Raw genomic sequence first — 19,127 nt, forward strand, 5'->3', positions numbered from 1 at the left:
AGTTACCAGCCGGTTCGTCCATCGGCCCGCCGGCCGGACGGCGGCGGCGTCCGAGCCGTCACCGACCGGTGGGCGGAATCGTGGGCACGGGTTGACGGAACCACGACGTCGGGGGTGGGGACGCCTCCGGTCGGTGGACCGGTGGACTGGCCGGTCGGATCCGCACCCGACGGCGTGGCGGTCGGCCCGGGCGAACCGGAGCCGTCGAGCAGGCCGGCGCAGTAGCCGGGCACCCGGTCCGGGCCGCCGGCGGCGGCGACCAGACCGGCGAAGGCCGGCGTCTCCAGGGCGGGACCCCGCTCACCCTCGGCGACGGCTCGGTACGCGGTGCAGAGTCGGGCCGGTGCGGACGTGTCGGTCGCCCTGCCGGAAGGGCCGCTGCCGGCCGGAGGACTCGGGTACGCCGTGGGTCTGGCGCCGGCGGTGGGTCTGGCGCCGGCGGTGGGTGTGGCGCCTGCCGTGGGCGCGGCACCTGTGCCGGGCGTCGCGGGTTGCCCGTCGACCTCGACGCCCCCGGGCAGGTTCCCGGTCACGGCGGCCAGCGCGACGCCACCGGTGAGCGTCGCGGCCAGGGTGGCGATGGCGAGTTTGGCGCCGAGCAGCCCGGCGGCGAATCGTCGGATCGGACGGCCGCCCGGGTCACGCCGTGCCGCCGCGCGCGTCCGCCGGCCGTAACCGGCGACCGGCCCGACGGCTGAGTCCGGTCCGGTGCTCTGCACACGCGCCGCTCGATAGGCCGCGAGGACGGCCGCCTCGCCGTCGAGTTCCCCGTTGTCGGGTGCGGCCCGCACGGCGTGGAGGAGCCGGACGAGCGCCCGGGGCGCAGCCGGCCGGGAGTCGCCGGCAGCACCGGCGAGCAACCACTCGACGGTCTCCTGATCCAGGCGGGGTGCGTCCATCTCGTGACCCTCAGCGCCGTCACCTGCCCGCGCGTCACACACCGGCCTCTCCGGTTGCCGGTACGTCCGGTTCGGGGTGAACTGAATGACATGGGTGTCATCAAGGTGGGCACGTCCTCGTGGGCCGACCAGATGCTGGTCCGCTCCGGCTGGTATCCACGCGGGACCAACACCCCGGCCGGCCGGCTGGGCTGGTATGCCGAGCACTTCGGACTGGTCGAGGTGGACACCTCGTACTATGCCGTGCCGGCGCCGGAGACCACCGCGGGCTGGGCGGACGCGACCCCGTCGGGCTTCACCTTCGACGTCAAGGCGTTCCGGCTCTTCACCGGCCACCACACCCCGGTCGAGGCGCTGCCGAAGGACCTGCGACCGGCGGGTGGCCCGAGCCGGATCCGCTGGCGGGACCTGTCCGCCGGGGCGTACGACGAGTTGTGGGACCGGTTCCACGCGGCGCTGGCGCCGCTCGCGGCGGCCGACCGGCTCGGCGCCGTGCTGTTGCAGTTCCCGCCCTGGCTGGCCCGCGGCGACGCGGCCCGCCGGCGGATCCTGGCCGCCGCGCGGCGGTGCCGGCCCTTCCCGGTCACCGTCGAGCTGCGGCACTCCTCCTGGTTCGCCGAGGACGCCGTGGTGGACACCGTGACGTTCCTGCGCGAGAACGGGCTCGGCTACGGCTGTGTGGACATGCCGCAGGGGCACGCCTCCTCGGTGCCGCCGATCCTGGTCGCCACCACCGACCTCGCGGTGGTCCGCTTCCACGGGCACAGCGACGCCTGGGAGAGCGGCGACAAGCAGGAGCGGTTCCGCTACGCCTACGGCGAGCGGGAGCTGCGGCACTGGTCGGTGCTGTTGCGCGAGCTGGCCGACAAGTGCGCCGAGCTGCACGTGCTGATGAACAACTGCTGCGGCGACCAGGCCCAGCGGGACGCCGCCCGCCTCGCCGGGCTTCTCGGCGTGGTTCCCGCCACCGCGCGCGCCTGAGGCCGCCCGGGACGGGGGCGGCACCGGCTCCCGAGCAGGGCACCGCGTGGCCGGCGACCCACCCCGATGTGGGCCGCCGGCCACGCGGTGGTCAGCGGGTGGCCCCGGCCATGTGCCGCGTGGCCGCGCCCATCGCGGCGACCTTGCCGACCGTCTTCGGCGCGGACATCAGCCCGCCGGCGCGATCGAGCATGCCGCGGAACACCTGGGTCGGCTTCTGCTGTTCGCTCATGTACGCCGTCACCACGACCAGCGCGCCGGTCAACGCCGGGATCGCCCACTGGAGCAGCTTCATCTGCCGCTGGCTGGCGGCGACATTGGCCGGAGTGTGGTGGTTCGGCTCGGTGGTCCCGTCGACGGGTGGCCCGCCCGCCCGCTCCAGGCGCATGCCCACCATCTTGCTGTACCCGGTCACCGCGAGCGCGCCGACGGTGAGCGCGGTCTTCACCGCGCTCGCCTTGCCCACGCCGGACTGCCGGGCCATCCGCGGGCTCTCGGTGACCAGCTCGCCGACCGCGCCGGCCAGGTGCGCGCCGATCGCCGCCGCGTTCACCGGGGTCCACCGCGACCAGCCGGCCGAGGCCACCGGCAGCCGCTGGGTCGTGTCGTCGATTCGTGCCGCTGCGCCGTTGACGCCGAGCGCTCCCATCAGCGAGCCGCCGAACCAGGCCGCCAGGCCCAGGTCGTGCATCGAGCGCAACGTGGTGTGCCGTTCGGACATCTGATCCCCCTCCGCCGTGTTCGGGCGGTGCGGCATACCCGTCCTGGATCCGCTCACGCCCCCGGGATGCGGGTCGGCAGCGTGTCGGCGAACGCGGCCACCCGGGCGGCGAGCGGCGCCGCCGCCCGGACCCAGGTGAAGTGGTCCAGCGCGGCGCCCGCCTCGGCGACGGTGTACCGGTGCCGGGTGACCGGCGCGCCGGTCAGCTTGTCGCAGAGGTGGTCGAGCGTGTCGTGCGGCGTGTACTGGTCGTCGTCGACGCTCACCGCGAGCACGGGCGTCCGGATCCGCCGCACGGCGGCCTCCGCGTCGACCCCGTCGAGCGCCGGGAACCGCCCGGTGCGGGCGGTGTGCGCCCAGTCGCGGATCACACCGCGCGCCTGCCGGCCGCCGAAGCCCCAGCCGGGCCAGACGCCGAGCAGTCGGGCCGCCGCCGCGATGCCCTGGGTGTACGGCAGCACACCCCAGCCGCGTCGACCGGGATACCGTCGCCACCACGGCAGGCCCACCGCCACGAGCGCCAGCCCGTCCACCCGGCCGGCGTCGTGCAGCGCCTGGTGCAGCACCGCGACCTGCCCGCCGAGGGAGTGCCCGAGCAGCACCCGGACCCGGCCGTCCAGCCGTGGCTTGAGCGCGTCGAGCACCGCGCCGACGTCGCCGGCCAGCTCGGCGTAGCCGTACCGGCAGGTGCGGGCCGGGGTGGGGGTGCTCTCTCCGGTGCCGCGCAGGTCCGCCACGATCACCGCGAGCCCGGCCTCGCGCAGCGCGGCGGCGAACGGCCGGTAGTAGCGGGCCCGGACGCCCATGGCCGGCCAGATCACCACCACCGGCGCGCCGGACCGCCCGGCCGGCTCCGGATAGACCTGCACCCCGATCCGGGCGCCGTCGACGTCCACGTACTCCTGCGCGTACTCGACACTCACCGGCCCAGCGTAGCTACCGGCGGGTAGCAACGGTCGGCCGGTGCCGCACCGCCGGCCGGTCAGCCGGGCAGCATCCCGGGGCCGAACACCTCGTAGGCGATCCGTCCGGCCGGCACGCCCCGCCCCAGCAGGTTGCTCCGGACCAGGTTCATGAAGGCGATCGGGCCGCACAGGTGCGCCGTGGCCCCGGCGGTGACCGGGATCCGTTCCGGCTCGACCAGCCCGGACCGTACCTCCGCCTTCAGCCCGGGCAGGTCGCCGCTGGCGGCGTCCTCGTACCAGAGCCGGGCCGTGAGGTTCGGCAGCCGCTCCTGCAGCGCGGGCAGTTCGTGGCGCAACGCGTGCGTGCTGGCGGTCCGGTCGGCGTGCACAAGCGTCACCTCGCGGTGGGGGTCCTGATCGGCCAGGTGCGCCAGCGCCGCCATCGCCGGGGTGAGTCCGATGCCGGCGCTGACCAGCAGCAGCGGCCCGTCGCCGCCGGCCGCGTCGACCTCGCCGAACGCCGGGCTGAGCCGGAGCGTGTCGCCGACCGCCACATGCTCGTGCAGATGCCCGGAGACCATCCCGTCCGGCGCGCCCGCCTCGCCGCGGACCCGCTTCACGGTGATCCGCCACGTGTCCGCGCCGGGCCGGCCGGAGAGGCTGTACTGCCGGATCTGCCGCCCCTGGCCGGACTCCAGGTCGACCGCGACCGACACGTACCGGCCGGGAACGAAGCCGGGAGCGGCGGCACCGCCGGCCGGGGCCAGGGTGAACGAGACGACGTCGGCGGTCTCCCGGGCCCGGCCGGTGACCCGCCAGTCCCGCCACACCGGACCGCCCTCGGGCACGCCGGCCCCGGCGTACAGCCGTGCCTCCCGGGCGATCAGCTCGCACGCGAGCAGCCAGTAGACCTCGTCCCAGGCGGCGACGACCGGGGGCGTCACGGCGTCGCCGAGCACCTCGCCGACCGCCGCGAGCAGGTGCCGGCCGACGATCGGGTACTGGGTGGCGGTGATGCCGAGCGAGGCGTGCTTGTGCGCGATCCGATCCAGCACCGGCCCCCACGGCGGGCCGGCGGAGTCCCCGGTCAGGTACCCGGCGTACGCGACCACGGCGGCGGCCAGGGCGGCCTTCTGCTGTCCGGTCGCCTGGTTGCCCCGGTTGAAGAGGTCCAGCAGTTCCGGGTGGGCGTCGAACATCCGCCGGTAGAACCGGCCGGTGATCGCCTCGCCGTGCGCCCGCACGGCGGGCAGGGTCGCGGTCACCACGGCGGCGGAGGATTCCGAGAGCACGACTGTCTCCTTCGGGCGTCCATCAGGTCGACCTCCACGAAACAGGAGTGACGGAGTCCTCTTCAGGGTCCAAAGTCCCGGCGTGAGCATGGCGTGGGTCACCCGAATCGACCCGTGTCACATTCGGCGTCCAGTGGCTAGGGTCGGTGCGTGAGGCTCAACCGGTCGACCGACATGGCGTTGCGGATCGCCATGCTGACCGCCGCGTCCCCGGTCCGCGCCACGGTCGACGAGCTCGCCACCCGACTCGCGCTGCCCCGCAGCCATGTCGCCAAGGTGGTGCAGCGGCTCCAGCGGCTCGGCGTGCTGGTGACCATCCGGGGCCGTTCCGGCGGGGTGGCCTTCGCCGAGCACGCCGGCGAGCTGACCGTCGGGCACGTGGTCCGGGCCTTCGAGGGCGACGACGAGGTGGTCAACTGCGCCGAACCCGCCTGCCCGCTCGTCACCGGCTGCCGGCTGCGCGGCGAACTGCGCCGCGCGCAGGCGGCGTTCCTCGCCGTGCTCGACGGGACCCGCCTCGGCGATCTGGTCGACGGCGCGGCCGGCCCACTCCTGCTCAGCCTCGGCGCCCCACCGGCGGCCCGCTGATGGGTTTCTCCCACCCGATCTTCGCCCGGCAGTTCGCGCGCGCCAGCGTCGCCATGGACGCCATCGGCGTCGCCGCGCACCGACGCCGCCTGGTGGCCGGGCTACGCGGCCGGGTGGTCGAGGTCGGCGCCGGCAACGGGCGTAACCTGTCGCACTACCCGCCGGCCGTGACCCGGGTGCTCGCCGTCGAGCCGGAACCCCTGCTGCGCGCCCTCGCCCACGCCGCCGGGGCCGCCGCCGGAGTGCCGGTGACCGTCGCCGCCGGTCTGGCCGAGGCGCTGCCGGTCGCCGACGGCGCCGCCGACGCGGTGGTCTTCTCGCTGGTGCTCTGCTCCGTGCCCGACCAGGCGGTCGCGCTACGGGAGGCGCGTCGGGTCCTGCGACCCGGCGGCGAACTGCGCTTCTACGAGCACGTGGTCGCGTCGACGCGGGGCCTGCGCCGGGCCCAGCGCCTCGCCGACCGGACGCTGTGGCCGCTGTTCTGCGCCGGCTGTCACACCGGCCGCGACACCGTGGCCGCGATCCGGGCCGCCGGCTTCACCGTGACCGAACTGGACCGGTTCCGCTTCCCCGAGCGGGGGATCCCCGTGCCCGCCTCGCCGCACGTGCTCGGCGCCGCGATCCGGAGCTGACCGCTGCCCGGCGAGGCGATCCGGAGTCGATCGAAGCCCGGCGCCGCCACCCGGAGTCGATCGAAGCCCGGCGCGGCGACCCGGAGTCGATCGCGGCCCGGCCCGGCGGCGGTGCCGCGCGGTGGGCGGCTCCCCGAGCCGGCGCGGGCCGGCGTATCCGGTGCGGGAACGCCGGCCCGCGGCCTCAGCCCACCGTGATCGTGCCGTCCGCGGCGCGGACGCAGGCCACGGTGCGGGCGCCCGTCGTCGCCGCCCCGCTCAGGCACCGGCCGAGCACCCGGTGGCCGGCGGCGCTCGGGTGCCACGACTCCTGGCAGGTCTGGAAGTAGGTCCCGCAGGCGTTCGCGATCCGCTGGATGTCGAGCTTGTCCTTGCCGGAGAGGCTGGTCACGAAGACGCCGCTCGGGCCGTCCATCAGCCGGATCGGAGTGGCCAGCGCGTTGGCCGGGCTGCCCGCCGACTCGCAGAGCCGGGCGCCGTCGAACGCCCGCTGCACGTTCAGGTAGACCAGGTCGTCGGCCGGGAACTCGGCGGCCAGCGTGTCGCGTACGGAGCCGACCAGGGAACCGAGCCCCTGGGAGAAGCGCTGCCCGGGCGCCAGGCTGGCCCGGTGGATCGGACAGCCGGCCGCGTACCGCTCGGCGCCCAGGGCGCGGAACTTGTCCCGGGTGTCGTCCCGGTTGTCCTCACTCCAGTAGCTCTGCGCCAGCTCGGGCGGCAGCGGGTTGGTGTAGTCCTGGAACACGATCCGGTGCTGGCCGTCCGCGTCGACCTCGTCGAGCGTGGTGAGCAGTTGGCGCAGCGCCGCCGTGGTCTCCGCGGTGGCGGCGGAGAACTGCGCGGCGGTGCCCAGGTCGGCGTCGGTGCAGGGCCTCTGCTCCACCGGCCCGCCCAGGTAGGCCCAGAACTCCCACCAGCCGGTCCAGGCGTCGGCGATGAACCGGTTGGCGCACTTCTCCGCCACGCTGCCGAAGGTGAACGAGCTGTTGTTCGAGCCGAGGCCGACAAGCACCAGGTCGATGTCGTGGGTGCGCGCCACCGACCGGAGCTGGTCGAGCTGGGCGGCCACCTGCCGGCCCTTGGCCCGGGTGGCCGAGGCGTTGGCGATGTCGTACGGCTGCCCGCCGGAGCAGGCCAGGTTGAACCGCGCGGCGATCCCCGGCAGGTCGGCCTGGAACAGCGAGGCGTTCGGTGAGCGGTGGCAGAAGTAGGCGTTGGCGTTCGCCGCCGACCAGCCGGGGAAGCCCTGCGCGACGCCGTTGACGTCGACCACCGGGGCGTACGCGCCGGCGCCCTCGCCGCTGATGAAGCTGTCACCCAATGCCACCGCGGCGGTGGGCAGCGCCGCGGCGGCGGGCGCGGCGGGCGCCGCGGCGACCGGCAGCCCCACCGTGGCGAGCGCCAGCGCCGCCGCGAGCACGGAACGACGGAACACGGTCATGCCGACCACACCCCTCACCCATCGAAATGTGAAAGATTCTTCAAGGGGGCGATCAGATCACGCACGTGTGACGGGCGTCAATGGCTGGACATCGGCCCGACCCGGACCGGGAAGACAACCGGCGGGTCGGATCGTTGTCGTGCACGGACGCCTCCTCATACCGTGGGCCCTCGCCCCCGGCGCGCCCCGCTGGTCAACCGGACAACGCACCCCACCGGGTGCGTCGGACCTGTCGGGGTGCCGGGCTACGCTCGCTGCGGCGCGCCGCGCCCGGCGATCGCCGTGGGGGCATCGCACGGTGAACGGCACCACACCGCCGAGACCTGGGAGTACGACCAGTTGACCGCACAGCCTGAGACGCTCTACGGAGCCGACGACCTGACCCACCTGGAGGGCCTCGACGCCGTCCGCAAGCGCCCCGGCATGTACATCGGCTCGACCGACAGCCGTGGCGTGGGCCACCTCGTCAACGAAATCCTCGACAACTCCACCGACGAGGGCGTCGCGGGCCACGCCACCAAGGTCGACGTGATCCTGCACGCCGACGGCTCGGTGCAGGTCGACGACGACGGCCGGGGCATCCCCACCGACGTGCACGCCAAGTCCGGCATCTCCGGCGTCGAGCTGGTGCTCACCCGGCTGCACGCCGGCGGCAAGTTCGGCGGCTCGGGCTACAAGACCTCCGGCGGCCTGCACGGCGTGGGCGCCTCCGCGGTCAACGCCCTGTCCCGCCGCTTCGACGTCACCGTCCGCCGCGGCGGCAAGATCCACGCGATGTCGTTCCGCCACGGCGTGCCCGGGGTCTTCGACGGAGACGGCCCCGACGCGCCGTTCACCCCCGGCCCCGGCCTCCAGGTCGTCGGCGCGATGAAGCGCGGCCAGCGCACCGGCACCTCGATCCGCTGGTGGCACGACCCCCGCTACTTCGAGACCGGTGCCGCGCTCGACGTCGACGCGGTCCGCCTCAAGCTGCGCAACACCGCCTTCCTCGTCCCCGGCGTGGCCTACCGGCTGCGCGACGAGACCGGCGAGGAGACCGCCGAGGAGCGCTTCCACTTCCCCGACGGCCTGACCGACATGGTGGAGTTCCTCGCCCCGGCCGGCGACCGCCCGGTCTCCGGCACGCTGCTGGTCACCGGTGAGGGCACCTACCGCGAGAACGCCGCCGACGCCAACGGCGTCATGCAGTCCAACGTGCAGCGTCGCGCCGAGGTCGAGATCGCGTTCCGCTGGGGCACCGGCTACGAACGCACCGTCGAGTGCTTCACCAACACCATCCGCAACGCCCACGGCGGCACCCACCGCAAAGGCTTCGAGCGGGCCCTGGCCCGCACCCTCGCCGAGGCCGCCCGCAGCGCCCGTGGCCTGCTCAAGCCCAAGGAGGACGCGCCCACCCTGGACGACGTCCTGGAGGGCATGACCGCGGTGGTGCACGTCCGCATCCCGGAGCCGCAGTTCACCTCGCAGACCAAGGACGAGCTCTCCACCGCCGGCATCACCAAGGTGCTCCAGGGGCTGGTCGAGGCGCACCTGAAGAGCTGGCTGGACGACCGGCGCACCAAGGCCGAGGCCCGCACCGTGCTGCAGAAGATCGTCGACGCGGCCCGGGTCCGGCTCACCCAGAAGCAGCAGAAGGACGCCGCCCGCCGCAAGACCGCGCTGGAGGGCGCGGCCATGCCGGCCAAGCTTGTCGACTGCCGCGCCACCGGCGTCGACCGCAGCGAGCTGTTCATCGTGGAAGGCGACAGCGCCCTCGGGTGTTTCACCGGCGAAACGATGGTCGCACTCGCCTCTGGCGAGGCCCGGTCATTCGCTGACCTCGCAGCCGACTGGGCTCAGGGCGTCACCCACTTCGGCTACACGACCAACAAGGCCGGCCGGGTGGTGCTCGCACCGCTTCAGGAACCTCGGCTCACCAAGCGGGACGCCGCACTGGTCCGGGTGACCCTCGACAACGGCGAGTCGGTCCGATGCACACCGGACCACCTCTTCCGGCTGCGCGACGGCTCCTACCGCCGAGCCGATGCTCTGACGCCTGGCGACTCGCTGATGCCGCTCTACCGACGCCTCTCCAGCAAGGCCGAGGGGCACAATCTGAATGGTTACGAGCGGGTCTGGATGAACGACCGCGCGGAGTGGGTCTACACCCACTACCTCGCGGACGGATGGAACCTCCGTCACGGCAGGGACAGCGCCGCGAACGGCAACGTCAGGCACCACATCGACATCAACAAGCGCAACAACGATCCGCGCAACCTGCGGCGGATGACCCCGGCGGATCACTTCGCCCTGCACGCCGCCATGATGGGCGACCACGTTCATGCGGCGTGGCGGGAGTGGTTCGAGAACGGTGGGCGGGAGTTCCGCTCGGCGATGTTGACCGCGCAGTGGCGGGATCCTGCCTTCCGGGAGGCATGCCTGGCCCGGCTGTTCGCGCTCAACGAGTCGCCCGCGTTCCGCGCCAAGATCGAGCAGAGGTTCCAGGAGTGGTATTCCGCGCTCAGCGATGACGAGAAGCGCGCCTACGCCGAGCGTATGCGCGAGCGCCAGCACGAATACTGGTCCCGTCCCGAGCACCGGCTCGCGGACGCCGAGCGGGTGCGGTTGTTCTTCACCGACCCGGCTCGCCGCGAAGAGTGGCGTCGTCGTTCCGTACGCCAGTGGCAAGACCAGGACCTGCGTGCGTGGCGGAGTCAGAAGACCACTGAGCAGTTCGCGGATCCGGCCGAACGCGAGCGTCAGCGCAATGCCGTCCGGGCCTGGCACGAGGACAATCCGGAGTTCCGCCGGGCACATTCGCGTCGGATGGCGGGCCGGATGACGGACCCAGCCACCGGTCACCTCGCCAGAATTCAGGCTGGGCGCGCTCGCTATGTGGCCAACGTCCCGCGCGCCGAGCGGGCCGCCCAGCAGAAGGACGGGCGACGAGTAGCTGCCCTGCGACGACTCGCGCCGCTGGTGTCCATGCCCGACGCGGAGATGGCCGCCGCCTATGAGGCCGAGCGAAAGCGGACCGCGCGCACCGGCCTGCGATTCGATCGGCTACTGGCTCTGCACGAAGGCGACTACGCGCGCCTGCGAGAGGCAGCCGCGCTCGTCAACCACAGCGTGGCATCGGTCGAGCATCTGAGTGAGACGGCTGACGTCTATGACCTGACAGTCGAGGGCTACCACAACTTCGCGCTGGAAGCCGGGGTGTTCGTGCATAACAGCGCCCGAGTGGCGCGAACGTCGGAATATCAGGCGCTTCTCCCGATTCGCGGCAAGATCCTCAACGTGCAGAAGGCCAACCTCCAGCAGGTGCTGGACAATGCCGAGTGCGCGGCGATCGTGCAGGTGCTGGGCGCCGGCTCCGGCCGCACGTTCGACCTGTCCACCATGCGCTACGGCCGGGTGCTCATCATGGCCGACGCGGACGTCGACGGCGCGCACATCCGCACGCTGCTGATCACGCTCTTCGCCCGCTACATGCGCCCGCTGATCGAGGCCGGCCGGCTCTACGCGGCGATGCCGCCCCTGCACAAGATCACCACGAAGGGGCGCAACGCGCAGACCGTCTACACCTACACCCAGGCCGAGATGGAGGCGACGGTCCGCAAGCTGGAGAAGGCCGGCAAGCAGATCGTCACCCCGATCCCGCGGTTCAAGGGCCTGGGCGAGATGGACGCCGACGAGCTGTGGGAGACCACCATGAACCCGGCCACCCGGGCGGTCCGCCGGATCACGCTCGACGACGTCGAGGCCGCCGAGCGGATCCTCGACCTGCTCATGGGGGAGAAGGTCGAGCCTCGCCGCAACTGGCTCATCGACTCCGCCGACCGCGTCGACCGCGACGCCATCGACGCCTGACCACCGCGTTCGTTTCGGAAGGAAGCTGCACCATGGCACGCCGCAAGGACGACCGCGCCAAGGCGGACCTCTCCGCCTTCGACCAGGCCGGCGCACGGGTCTTCGACAACCCGCTTGTCACCGAGGTGTCCGACTCCTATCTGGAGTACGCGTTCTCGGTCATCCACTCCCGCGCCCTGCCGGACGCCCGGGACGGGCTCAAGCCGGTGCATCGGCGCATCCTCTGGTCGATGCACGAGCAGGGCCACCGCCCCGACCGTGGGCACGTGAAGAGTGCCCGCATCGTCGGTGACGTGATGGGTAAGTACCATCCGCACGGCGATACGGCGATCTACGACGCCATGGTGCGGTTGGCGCAGGACTTCTCACTCAACACCCCACTCATCGACGGGCATGGAAATTTTGGGTCACCGGACGACGGCCCGGCGGCGGCGCGTTACTGCGTGGTAGGCGATACCCGGATCCGTATGGCCGACGGGACCAGCCCGCGAATTCGTGATGTGGTGAATCTTCCGCCGGACAGCGAGGCGGATGCCGACTTCGAGGTCCTGGACAAGGACGGCAAGGCCGTTCGGGTCAACAAGGTCTTCAACTCAGGAGTTCATCCGACGCTGCGTCTTACCACGGAGACCGGCTTCTCGCTGCGTGGCAGTGAAAATCATCTGGTCCTCTGCCTCGACGCCCCGATGGGCGTTCCGGTTCTCCAATGGAGGCGACTCGACGAACTGGCTCCGGGCGCGGTGGTTTGCCTCGCTCGGAATGCCTGGAGTCAGGTCATCCCCACCGCGCGGGAATACATGCTGGGCGTGTTGGGTGGCGCCTGGGTGTCGGAAGGCTTTGCGAGCGAGTCCCGGGCGGGGTTCAACAACACCGACGAGCACTTCTTCGATGAGGTCCTGCACGCCTACGACCAGGTCATCGGTGGGCGACGTTACGTCAGCGAACGGCATACCCGCCGAGACCGTCGGCGCGTCCGTGAGTTGGACGTCCAGGAGTCCGCCGGGGGCATGGACGCCTTCCGGGCAAGTCCGCTCGCCGAGTTGATCGGTCATCAGGCCAGGGACAAGTTCGTACCCGAGTTCGTCTGGACCGGCGGATGGGGTGCCAAGCGAGCGTTCCTGATGGCCCTGTTCGAGGGCGATGGCGGGGTCCGGGTCGCCAACACCACCAGCTTCACCATCCAGTACACAAGCTTCAGTGAGCGGCTGACCCGCGAGGTTCAGGAGTTGCTGGCAGAGTTCGGCGTTGTCGCCTGCCATCGGCAGTACACCCGCCCCAGCGGTTCGGTGGAGCACCGCCTGGTGGTGTCTGGGCTAGGAAACATCAAGGCTTTCGCGACCCGGGTCGGCTTCCTGCGTACGAAGCAAGCAGTTCTGGCCGGTGTGCTGGGCCACGCGCCCTTGCGCCCGCACCGACTCAGTCAGGATCACGTCCCCTTTGTCGCCGACTACGTGCGGGATGCCCTCGACTTCGACCGACGGGGCAGCGGACGTAAATGGCTGACCCAGCACAACTTTGATCGCATCGAGCGGTGGGAGACTGAACGGCTCCGGATCATCGACCGAATCAAGGACACTGAGATCCTGGCGACCATTTTGCCGATCATGGACTCGGGGTACCGGTTCGAGCGTGTCGTTTCCGTGACTCCCGATGAGCCGGCAGAGGTCTACTCCGTACGAGTCGAGTCCGCCGACCATTCCTTCCTGGCCGGGGGCTTCGTCAATCACAACACGGAAGCACGGATGTCCCGCGAGGCGATGCTGCTCGTCGGCGAGCTGGGCGAGGATACCGTCGACGTCGAGCCCAACTACGACGGCTCGCTCACCCAGCCCACCGTGCTGCCGGCCGCCTTCCCCAACCTGCTCGTCAACGGCGCGTCCGGGATCGCGGTCGGGATGGCGACCAACATGATCCCGCACAACCTCGGCGAGGTGGTCCAGGCCGCCCGCTGGCTGATCAACCACCCGGACGCCACCCTCGACCGGCTGATGGAGTTCGTGCCCGGCCCCGACCTGCCCACCGGTGGGCTGCTGCTCGGTCTGGACGAGGTGCGCCGGGCGTACGAGACCGGGCGCGGCGTGGTGCGGATGCGCGGCCGGGTCGAGATCGGCCCGCTGGAGGGCAGCCGCGGCCGGCAGGCCATCACGGTCACCGAGCTGCCGTACGGCGTCGGCGCCGAGAAGGTCATCGCGGCGATCACCAACGAGGTCAACAAGACCAAGCGGCTGACCGGCATCGCCGACGTCAAGGACCTCACCGACCGGGAGAACGGCACCCGCCTGGTGGTCGAGTGCAAGGTCGGGGTCAACCCGCAGGCGTTGCTCGCCGACCTCTACCGGCTCACCCCGCTGGAGCAGTCGTTCGGCGTGAACAACCTGGTGCTTGTGGACGGCCAGCCGCGTACGCTCGGGCTCAAGGAACTGCTCGAGGTCTTCCTGTCGCACCGCTACGAGGTGGTGACCCGGCGCAGCGCCTACCGCAAGCGCAAGCGGGAGGAGCGGCTGCACCTGGTCGACGGCCTGCTGATCGCGCTGCTCGACATCGACCGGGTGGTCAAGCTGATCCGGGCGAGCGAGGACGCCCAGGCGGCCAAGGACGGCCTGATGCAGAGGTTCAAGCTCTCCGAGATCCAGGCCACCTACATCCTGGACACGCCGCTGCGCCGGCTGACGAAGTACGACCGGCTGGAGTTGGAGGCCGAGCAGGAGAAGCTGCGCGGTGAGATCGCCGAGCTGTCGAAGATCCTCGACGACCCGAAGGTGCTGCGGAAGCTGGTCTCCGACGAGTTGGCCTCGGTGGTGAAGCAGTTCGGCGCCGAGCGGCGCACCACCCTCGTCGACGGCGACCTGAAGGAGGTGCTGGCGGCCTCCGTGCCGGCCGGTCCGCTGGAGGTCGCCGACGACCCGTGCCAGGTGATCCTGTCCGCCACCGGGCTGGTCGCGCGGACCGCGGCCGAGTCCGAGGAGGCCGCCGAGGCGCGCCGGCGCAGCGGCCGGGTCAAGCACGACGCGGTACGCGCGGTGGTGCACTCCACCGCCCGGGGCCGGGTGTTGCTGGTGACGAGCGCCGGTCGGGCGTTCAAGATCGACGTGTTGCCGTTGCCGGTGCTGCCGGAGCAGGCCGGCACGGTGTCGCTGCGGGGCGGCATGTCGGCCGCGGAGTTGGCGCCGTTGGCGCCGGGGGAGACGGTGGTCGGGCTGGCGCCGCTGGGGCCGTCCGCCGAGGGGTCGCCCGGCCTGGCGCTCGGCACCCGGCAGGGCGTGGTGAAGGTGTGCTCGCCCGACTGGCCGGTCCGCTCGGACGAGTTCGAGGTGATCTCGTTGCGCGACGGCGACGAGGTGGTCGGCGCGACCTGGCTGACCGACGGCGCCGAGGCGCTGGCGTTCGTTTCCTCGGAGGCGTCGCTGCTGCGTTTCCCGGCGTCCCTGGTCCGCCCGCAGGGCCTCAAGGGCGGCGGGATGGCCGGCATCAACCTGCCGGCCGGGGCGCGGGTGGTCTTCTTCGGCGCGGTGCGCACCGACGATCCGCAGCACGGCGAGCCGATGGTGGTCACGTCGACGGGCGCCACGGTCAAGGTGACGCCGCTGAAGGCGTACCCGGCGAAGGGACGGGCGACCGGCGGCGTGCGCGCGCAGCGGCTTCTCAAGGGTGAGCTGGATCTGTCGGTGGCCTGGATCGGCCCGCGGCCGGTGGCCGCGACGGCGAACGGTGACCCGGTGGACCTGCCGCCGGCGGATCCGCGCCGCGACGGCTCCGGCTTCGCCGTGATGCTCGGCCCCACCGTGGTGGGCCACCACATCGACCGCGACTGACCCGCCCCCGGCGCCACCCTTCGCGCGCCGATTCACGGAAACAGTGGCCATCCCGTCCAGGATGGCCACTGTTTCCGTGAATCAGCAGGTAAAAAAGGGGGTGGGGGTCAGGCCACCCCGGCGGGGCGGAACTGGACGCTGACCCGGGGACCCACCGGCCGGGTGGTCTTCGGCACCGCGTGTTCCCAGGTGCGCTGGCAGGAACCGCCCATCACCACCAGGTCGCCGTGGCCGAGCGGGAAGCGCAGGCCGGCGCCGCCGCCGCGCGGGCGGAGCAGCAGCGGGCGGGGCGAACCGAACGAGACGATGGCGACCATGGTGTCGGTGTGCGCGGAGCGGCCCTGGGTGTCGCCGTGCCAGGCCACGCTGTCCCGGCCGTCGCGGTAGAGGCACAGGCCGGCGGTGACGAACGGCTCGCCCAACTCGGGCGCGTAGTGCCGGGTGAGCGTGTCGCGGGCGGCGGTGAGCACCGGGTGCGGCAGCGGGCGGCCGGCGGCATACCAGCAGAGCAGGCGGGGCACGTCGACCTCGGTGTCGTACATGGTGCGGCGTTCGGCCCGCCACGGCACGTCGTGTCGCAGCGTGTCGAGCACCGCGTCGGAGCCGCGCACCCAGCCGGGCAGGTGGTCGACCCAGGCCCCCCGGCTCAGCTCGTGGCGGCGCAACCGGCCCCCGAGCGGGCCCAGGGCCGGGCCGTCGGGGGTGAGGTCGAGCATCGAGGGCTGGTACGCGACGTCGGACACGCCCGCCATCGTAACCTGTGGTCGAACATGCGTACGATCGTTAACGCCCCAGCATGCGGCGGACCGGGTCCGGGACGGCCTGCTTGATCCGCTGGCGCAACCCCTGGGCGCGGAGTCCGTCGATCGTCTCGGCGAGCGTGCGGTTCTCGTCGCGGAGCCGCTCGATGCGGGTCAGCAGCTCGGCCGGCGCGGTGGCGGCGGCCGGCCCGACGGCCGGCGGAAACTCCGTCTCCCCGACCTGCTTGTCGAACCGGGCGGCGCTGTCGCCGTCGGCGAACGACGTGCCGAGGTCGTGCTTGGCCAGGAACGCGGTGATCGTGTCGAAGCGGGCCTTGTGACCGGCGATCAGCGCGGTGTAGTCGGCCTCGGCGTAGAGGTCCGCGGCGTCGACGTCGGCCGGCACGTCCCGCATGATCCGGTACGGGATGTCGAAGTAACGGGCCAGTTCCAGGGTGCGCGAGTCGTGGGCGAAGAGGTAGCCGGGGGTGCCGGCGAGCAGCGCCGTGATGGTGCCGTGGATCCGGGTGCCGAAGTTGAAGTCGAAGCCGGACAGGTGCGACATCCAGGTCCACGGGTCGACGAACATCCGCACCTTGTCCTCGACGAAGAGCGGGTGCGAGGTGTGCAGCGGCATCTCGCTGCGCTTGCCCCGGTGCTCGGGCGCGTCGCCGTAGAGCAGGGTGCCGAGGGTCCGCAGGTCCTGCGGGATGTAGCACAGGTTCGGGTAGCGCTCCCGGTGGTGGCGGACGATTTTGGCCATGGAGGCGACGTACGGGGAGATGGTCAGCGCGATCCGGGCGTCGGTGGTCAGCTCGGGGCGCTTCTTCGCCAGCCGGAACTCGTCGCCGTGCAGGAACATCGACGGACAGCCGATCTGCTCCACCGCGGAGAAGCCGAGGGTACGCAGATAGCTCTCGGTGATCTCGCCGCGTACCCCGATGCTGTGCGAACGGTCGAGCACGGCCCGGCAGAACGCGCTGACCGGCTCGTCGATCTGGCGCAGGTATTCCCGGTCCCCGTCGACGTTCGTCTGCACGCCGACGCCGAGGACCACCACCGGGATCTTCAGGCGCTCGATCAGCCGGGTGAGCGGGTTGAGGCGGCGCACGAAGCTGCGGCGGAAGGCGTTGGCGAGCGGCACCACGAAGACGTCGTACCGCTCGTTGATCTCGTCGGCGTCGCGCGGGTCGGCCGGTGCCCGGTTCGGGGTGATCTGCGCCGTGCCGGTGGCCAGCAGCTTGTGCGCGGCGTGGCTGAACACCAGGTTGCCGCTGTTGTCGCCGATCCAGTTGCCGGCGAAGGTCTCCTCCGGCGTCAGGACGTCGAACGGGCCCTTGCGGGCGCGGAGCAGGATCCGCTGGTGCATCCGGTCGCTCACCTTCCGTGCGGGCCCGGCGAGGCCCGGACCGGCCCCGCACGTGCGGGAACGGAAAGCTTATCCGGCGTTCCCCGGGCCCCGGCCGGCCGCCGCCGCGCGGCGGCGGGCCGCCCGCCACGGGTAGGGTCCCCGGGATGACAAGTGCGCCGACCACCACCCGCGCTCCGCGGCTGCCGTCGCTGACCGGGCTCCGGTGGGTCGCCGCTCTCCTGGTGTTCGGCTTCCACGCCGGCACCATGCGGATCGTCGCCGAGCCGGACCTGAAGGCGGTGGTGGACCGCGCCTTCAGTCTCGGGCTCTCCGGCGTCGAGTTCTTCTTCATCCTCAGTGGATTCGTGCTGGTCTGGTCGTACCGGGACGGCGAGCGCGGTCGGACGTTCCTGCGGCGCCGGTTCGCCAAGATCTATCCGAACCACGTGGTGACGTTCGTGGCGGCGCTGGCCGTGGCGGCATGGTTCGCCGACCCGGTCCTGCCGTGGGCCGCGATCGGCAACCTCTTCCTGGTCCAGGCGTGGATCCCGCTCAACGGCTACTTCTACAGCGTCAACAACGTGAGCTGGTCGCTCTCCTGCGAGCTGGCGTTCTACCTGTTCCTGCCGCTCGTGGTGCCGTGGCTGCGCCGGGCGCGTACCGGTGCGCTGGCGGCCGTGCTCGTCGCCGCGCCGCTGCTGATCCTGGCGCTCTGGCCGGGCCAGCACCTGGTGCCCGAGGAACAGCGGTGGTGGTTCACCCAGATCTTCCCGGTCACCCGCTCCTTCGAGTTCTGGATGGGCGCCGCCGCCGCCGAGCTGATGCGCCGCCACCGCTGGCGTGGCCCGAACCTGACGGTGGCGAGCACGCTCTTCGTGACCACCTGGGTGGTCGCCGCGCTGTGGATCCGGGCCGAGTTCTGGGCGGCGCTGCTCGCCGTGGCGTACCTGCTGGTCATCACCGCCGCGGCGGACGCCGACGTGCGTGGCCGGCGGACCCCGTGGCGGTCCCGCCCGATGGTCTGGCTCGGCGAGGTCTCGTTCGCGTTCTACCTCGTGCACGTGCTGGTCATGGTGACCGTGCTGCGGCTCACCGGCGACTGGGGCACCGGGCTGCCCGGGTGGCGGGGCCCACTCGCGGTGCTCGGCTTCCTGCTGCTCACCCTGGCGCTCGCCGCCGCCCTGCACCGTTGGGTGGAGGTGCCGATGATGCGCCTCCTCGGCCCGTCGCGCCGGGCCCGCGCCGCCACCGCGCCGGCCGTGCCCGCACCCCGGCCGGCCGCCGACGACGCCGACCGCCCGATCGAGTACGCCGAGTCGCGCCGGCCCGACTGACCGGTCCACCCTGATCGGTGGCGTTGCGACACGCCGGGTGACGGTGCGTGGTGGTGGGATCGCGGGTAATTTGTACCCGTGCTTCCGATCGCGCTCACCTGTCCCGTGTGGTGGGTGGCGCGCTGGGCCGCACGCATGCTCGCCAGCCTGGCCGTGGTCGTCGCCTTCTCGTTCGGCGCCGCTTCGCTGCCGGCTGCCGCTTCGTTGCCGGCGCCGGGCGGCTTGGTTGGCCCGGTCGCCGGATCGACGTCACGCGCCGATGCCGGCTCAGCGTTCCGCGCGACGTTACGCGGCGATGCCGGCTCAGCGTTCCGCGCCGATGCCGGCTCGACGTTGCGCGGCGATGCCGGCTCGCGGGCGGCGCACGACGCCGCCACCGAGCGGCAGACCGTCGCCACCGGCGTCCCGGCGCCCGAGCCGGAGGGCGATTCCGTACGCCCGGCCGGTCGGCGTCCGGTCCCGGCGGGTCCGCCGCCGGCACCGGCCGGCCCGCGGGCCCCGCCCGCCCGCTGACCCGCCCCGGGCCTGCCCCGTCGCCCACCCGAACCTCACCCGCACCCGCCCCTCGGCGGCCCGGTCGCG

12 protein-coding genes and 6 pseudogenes are annotated in these 19,127 nt (G+C 72.4%); 11 read left to right on the forward strand and 7 right to left on the reverse strand.

All coding sequences use genetic code 11. The annotated features are described in order from the left end of the window. Positions 1-2: 2 nt before the first annotated feature. Positions 3-899, reverse strand: coding sequence for a hypothetical protein (locus tag O7613_RS05045; protein WP_282292421.1), 897 nt, complete (start codon positions 897-899; stop codon positions 3-5). A 90-nt stretch (positions 900-989) separates the two neighbouring features. Between O7613_RS05045 and O7613_RS05050 the strand changes: the two genes are divergently transcribed. Next, positions 990-1,880, forward strand: coding sequence for a DUF72 domain-containing protein (locus O7613_RS05050; RefSeq protein ID WP_282292422.1), 891 nt, complete (start codon positions 990-992; stop codon positions 1,878-1,880). Positions 1,881-1,971: 91 nt separating this feature from the next. Here O7613_RS05050 and O7613_RS05055 read toward each other — a convergent pair whose 3' ends face one another. The 3 genes from O7613_RS05055 to O7613_RS05065 are packed head-to-tail and all read right to left on the reverse strand — an operon-like array spanning position 1,972 to position 4,798. Then, a complete protein-coding gene (locus O7613_RS05055) occupies positions 1,972-2,601 on the reverse strand; it encodes a hypothetical protein (protein WP_282292424.1) in 630 nt (209 codons plus the stop codon). A gap of 53 nt (positions 2,602-2,654) precedes the next feature. Beyond that, the gene (locus O7613_RS05060) at positions 2,655-3,524 is read right to left on the reverse strand and encodes an alpha/beta fold hydrolase (RefSeq protein ID WP_281583956.1); all 870 of its coding nucleotides are present in this window, start codon (positions 3,522-3,524) and stop codon (positions 2,655-2,657) included. A gap of 59 nt (positions 3,525-3,583) precedes the next feature. Then, positions 3,584-4,798 (reverse strand): globin domain-containing protein, encoded by a 1,215-nt coding sequence (locus O7613_RS05065; protein WP_282292426.1) that lies wholly within the window; start codon positions 4,796-4,798, stop codon positions 3,584-3,586. Between the two features lie 150 nt (positions 4,799-4,948). Between O7613_RS05065 and O7613_RS05070 the strand changes: the two genes are divergently transcribed. Further along, on the forward strand, positions 4,949-5,386 hold the full coding sequence (locus O7613_RS05070) for an Rrf2 family transcriptional regulator (RefSeq protein ID WP_281583954.1): 438 nt from the start codon (positions 4,949-4,951) through the stop codon (positions 5,384-5,386). Further along, entirely contained in the window at positions 5,386-6,018 is a 633-nt protein-coding gene (locus tag O7613_RS05075; protein ID WP_282292428.1) for a class I SAM-dependent methyltransferase, read from the forward strand. The genes O7613_RS05070 and O7613_RS05075 overlap by 1 nt, the downstream gene beginning before the upstream one ends. 184 nt (positions 6,019-6,202) lie before the next feature. Here the strand turns inward: O7613_RS05075 and O7613_RS05080 are convergent, their stop codons facing one another. After that, a complete protein-coding gene (locus tag O7613_RS05080; RefSeq protein ID WP_282292431.1) occupies positions 6,203-7,459 on the reverse strand; it encodes a hypothetical protein in 1,257 nt (418 codons plus the stop codon). Between the two features lie 282 nt (positions 7,460-7,741). On the opposite strand from O7613_RS05080, the pseudogene O7613_RS30750 reads away from it, so the two are divergent. From O7613_RS30750 to O7613_RS30775, 6 pseudogenes are all read left to right on the forward strand, one after another. Further along, positions 7,742-9,217 (forward strand): annotated as a pseudogene (locus tag O7613_RS30750) (ATP-binding protein); the annotation flags it as partial. After that, positions 9,194-10,663, forward strand: a pseudogene (locus O7613_RS30755) (DNA topoisomerase); the annotation flags it as partial. The pseudogenes O7613_RS30750 and O7613_RS30755, both read left to right, overlap by 24 nt. Positions 10,664-10,669: 6 nt before the next feature. Further along, positions 10,670-11,308 (forward strand): annotated as a pseudogene (locus O7613_RS30760) (toprim domain-containing protein); the annotation flags it as partial. 32 nt (positions 11,309-11,340) lie between these two features. After that, positions 11,341-11,748 (forward strand): annotated as a pseudogene (locus O7613_RS30765) (DNA gyrase subunit A); the annotation flags it as partial. A 3-nt stretch (positions 11,749-11,751) separates the two neighbouring features. After that, positions 11,752-12,645: pseudogene (locus O7613_RS30770) on the forward strand (LAGLIDADG family homing endonuclease); the annotation flags it as partial. A 393-nt stretch (positions 12,646-13,038) separates the two neighbouring features. After that, positions 13,039-15,120 (forward strand): annotated as a pseudogene (locus tag O7613_RS30775) (DNA gyrase subunit A); the annotation flags it as partial. 107 nt (positions 15,121-15,227) lie between these two features. On the opposite strand, the gene O7613_RS05095 reads toward O7613_RS30775, so the two are convergent. After that, entirely contained in the window at positions 15,228-15,863 is a 636-nt protein-coding gene (locus O7613_RS05095) for an alpha-ketoglutarate-dependent dioxygenase AlkB (RefSeq protein WP_282292436.1), read from the reverse strand. A 40-nt stretch (positions 15,864-15,903) separates the two neighbouring features. Then, a complete protein-coding gene (locus tag O7613_RS05100) occupies positions 15,904-17,229 on the reverse strand; it encodes a polysaccharide pyruvyl transferase family protein (RefSeq protein ID WP_282292438.1) in 1,326 nt (441 codons plus the stop codon). Positions 17,230-17,375: 146 nt separating this feature from the next. On the opposite strand from O7613_RS05100, the gene O7613_RS05105 reads away from it, so the two are divergent. Together O7613_RS05105 and O7613_RS05110 are read left to right on the forward strand one after the other, a co-directional pair. After that, positions 17,376-18,545, forward strand: a complete 1,170-nt coding sequence (locus O7613_RS05105) for an acyltransferase (RefSeq protein ID WP_282292439.1) — start codon at positions 17,376-17,378, stop codon at positions 18,543-18,545. A gap of 78 nt (positions 18,546-18,623) precedes the next feature. Further along, the gene (locus tag O7613_RS05110) at positions 18,624-19,058 is read left to right on the forward strand and encodes a hypothetical protein (protein ID WP_282292441.1); all 435 of its coding nucleotides are present in this window, start codon (positions 18,624-18,626) and stop codon (positions 19,056-19,058) included. Positions 19,059-19,127 lie beyond the last annotated feature (69 nt).

The sequence above is a fragment of the Micromonospora sp. WMMD975 genome, from assembly GCF_029581215.1.
Taxonomy (GTDB): domain Bacteria; phylum Actinomycetota; class Actinomycetes; order Mycobacteriales; family Micromonosporaceae; genus Micromonospora.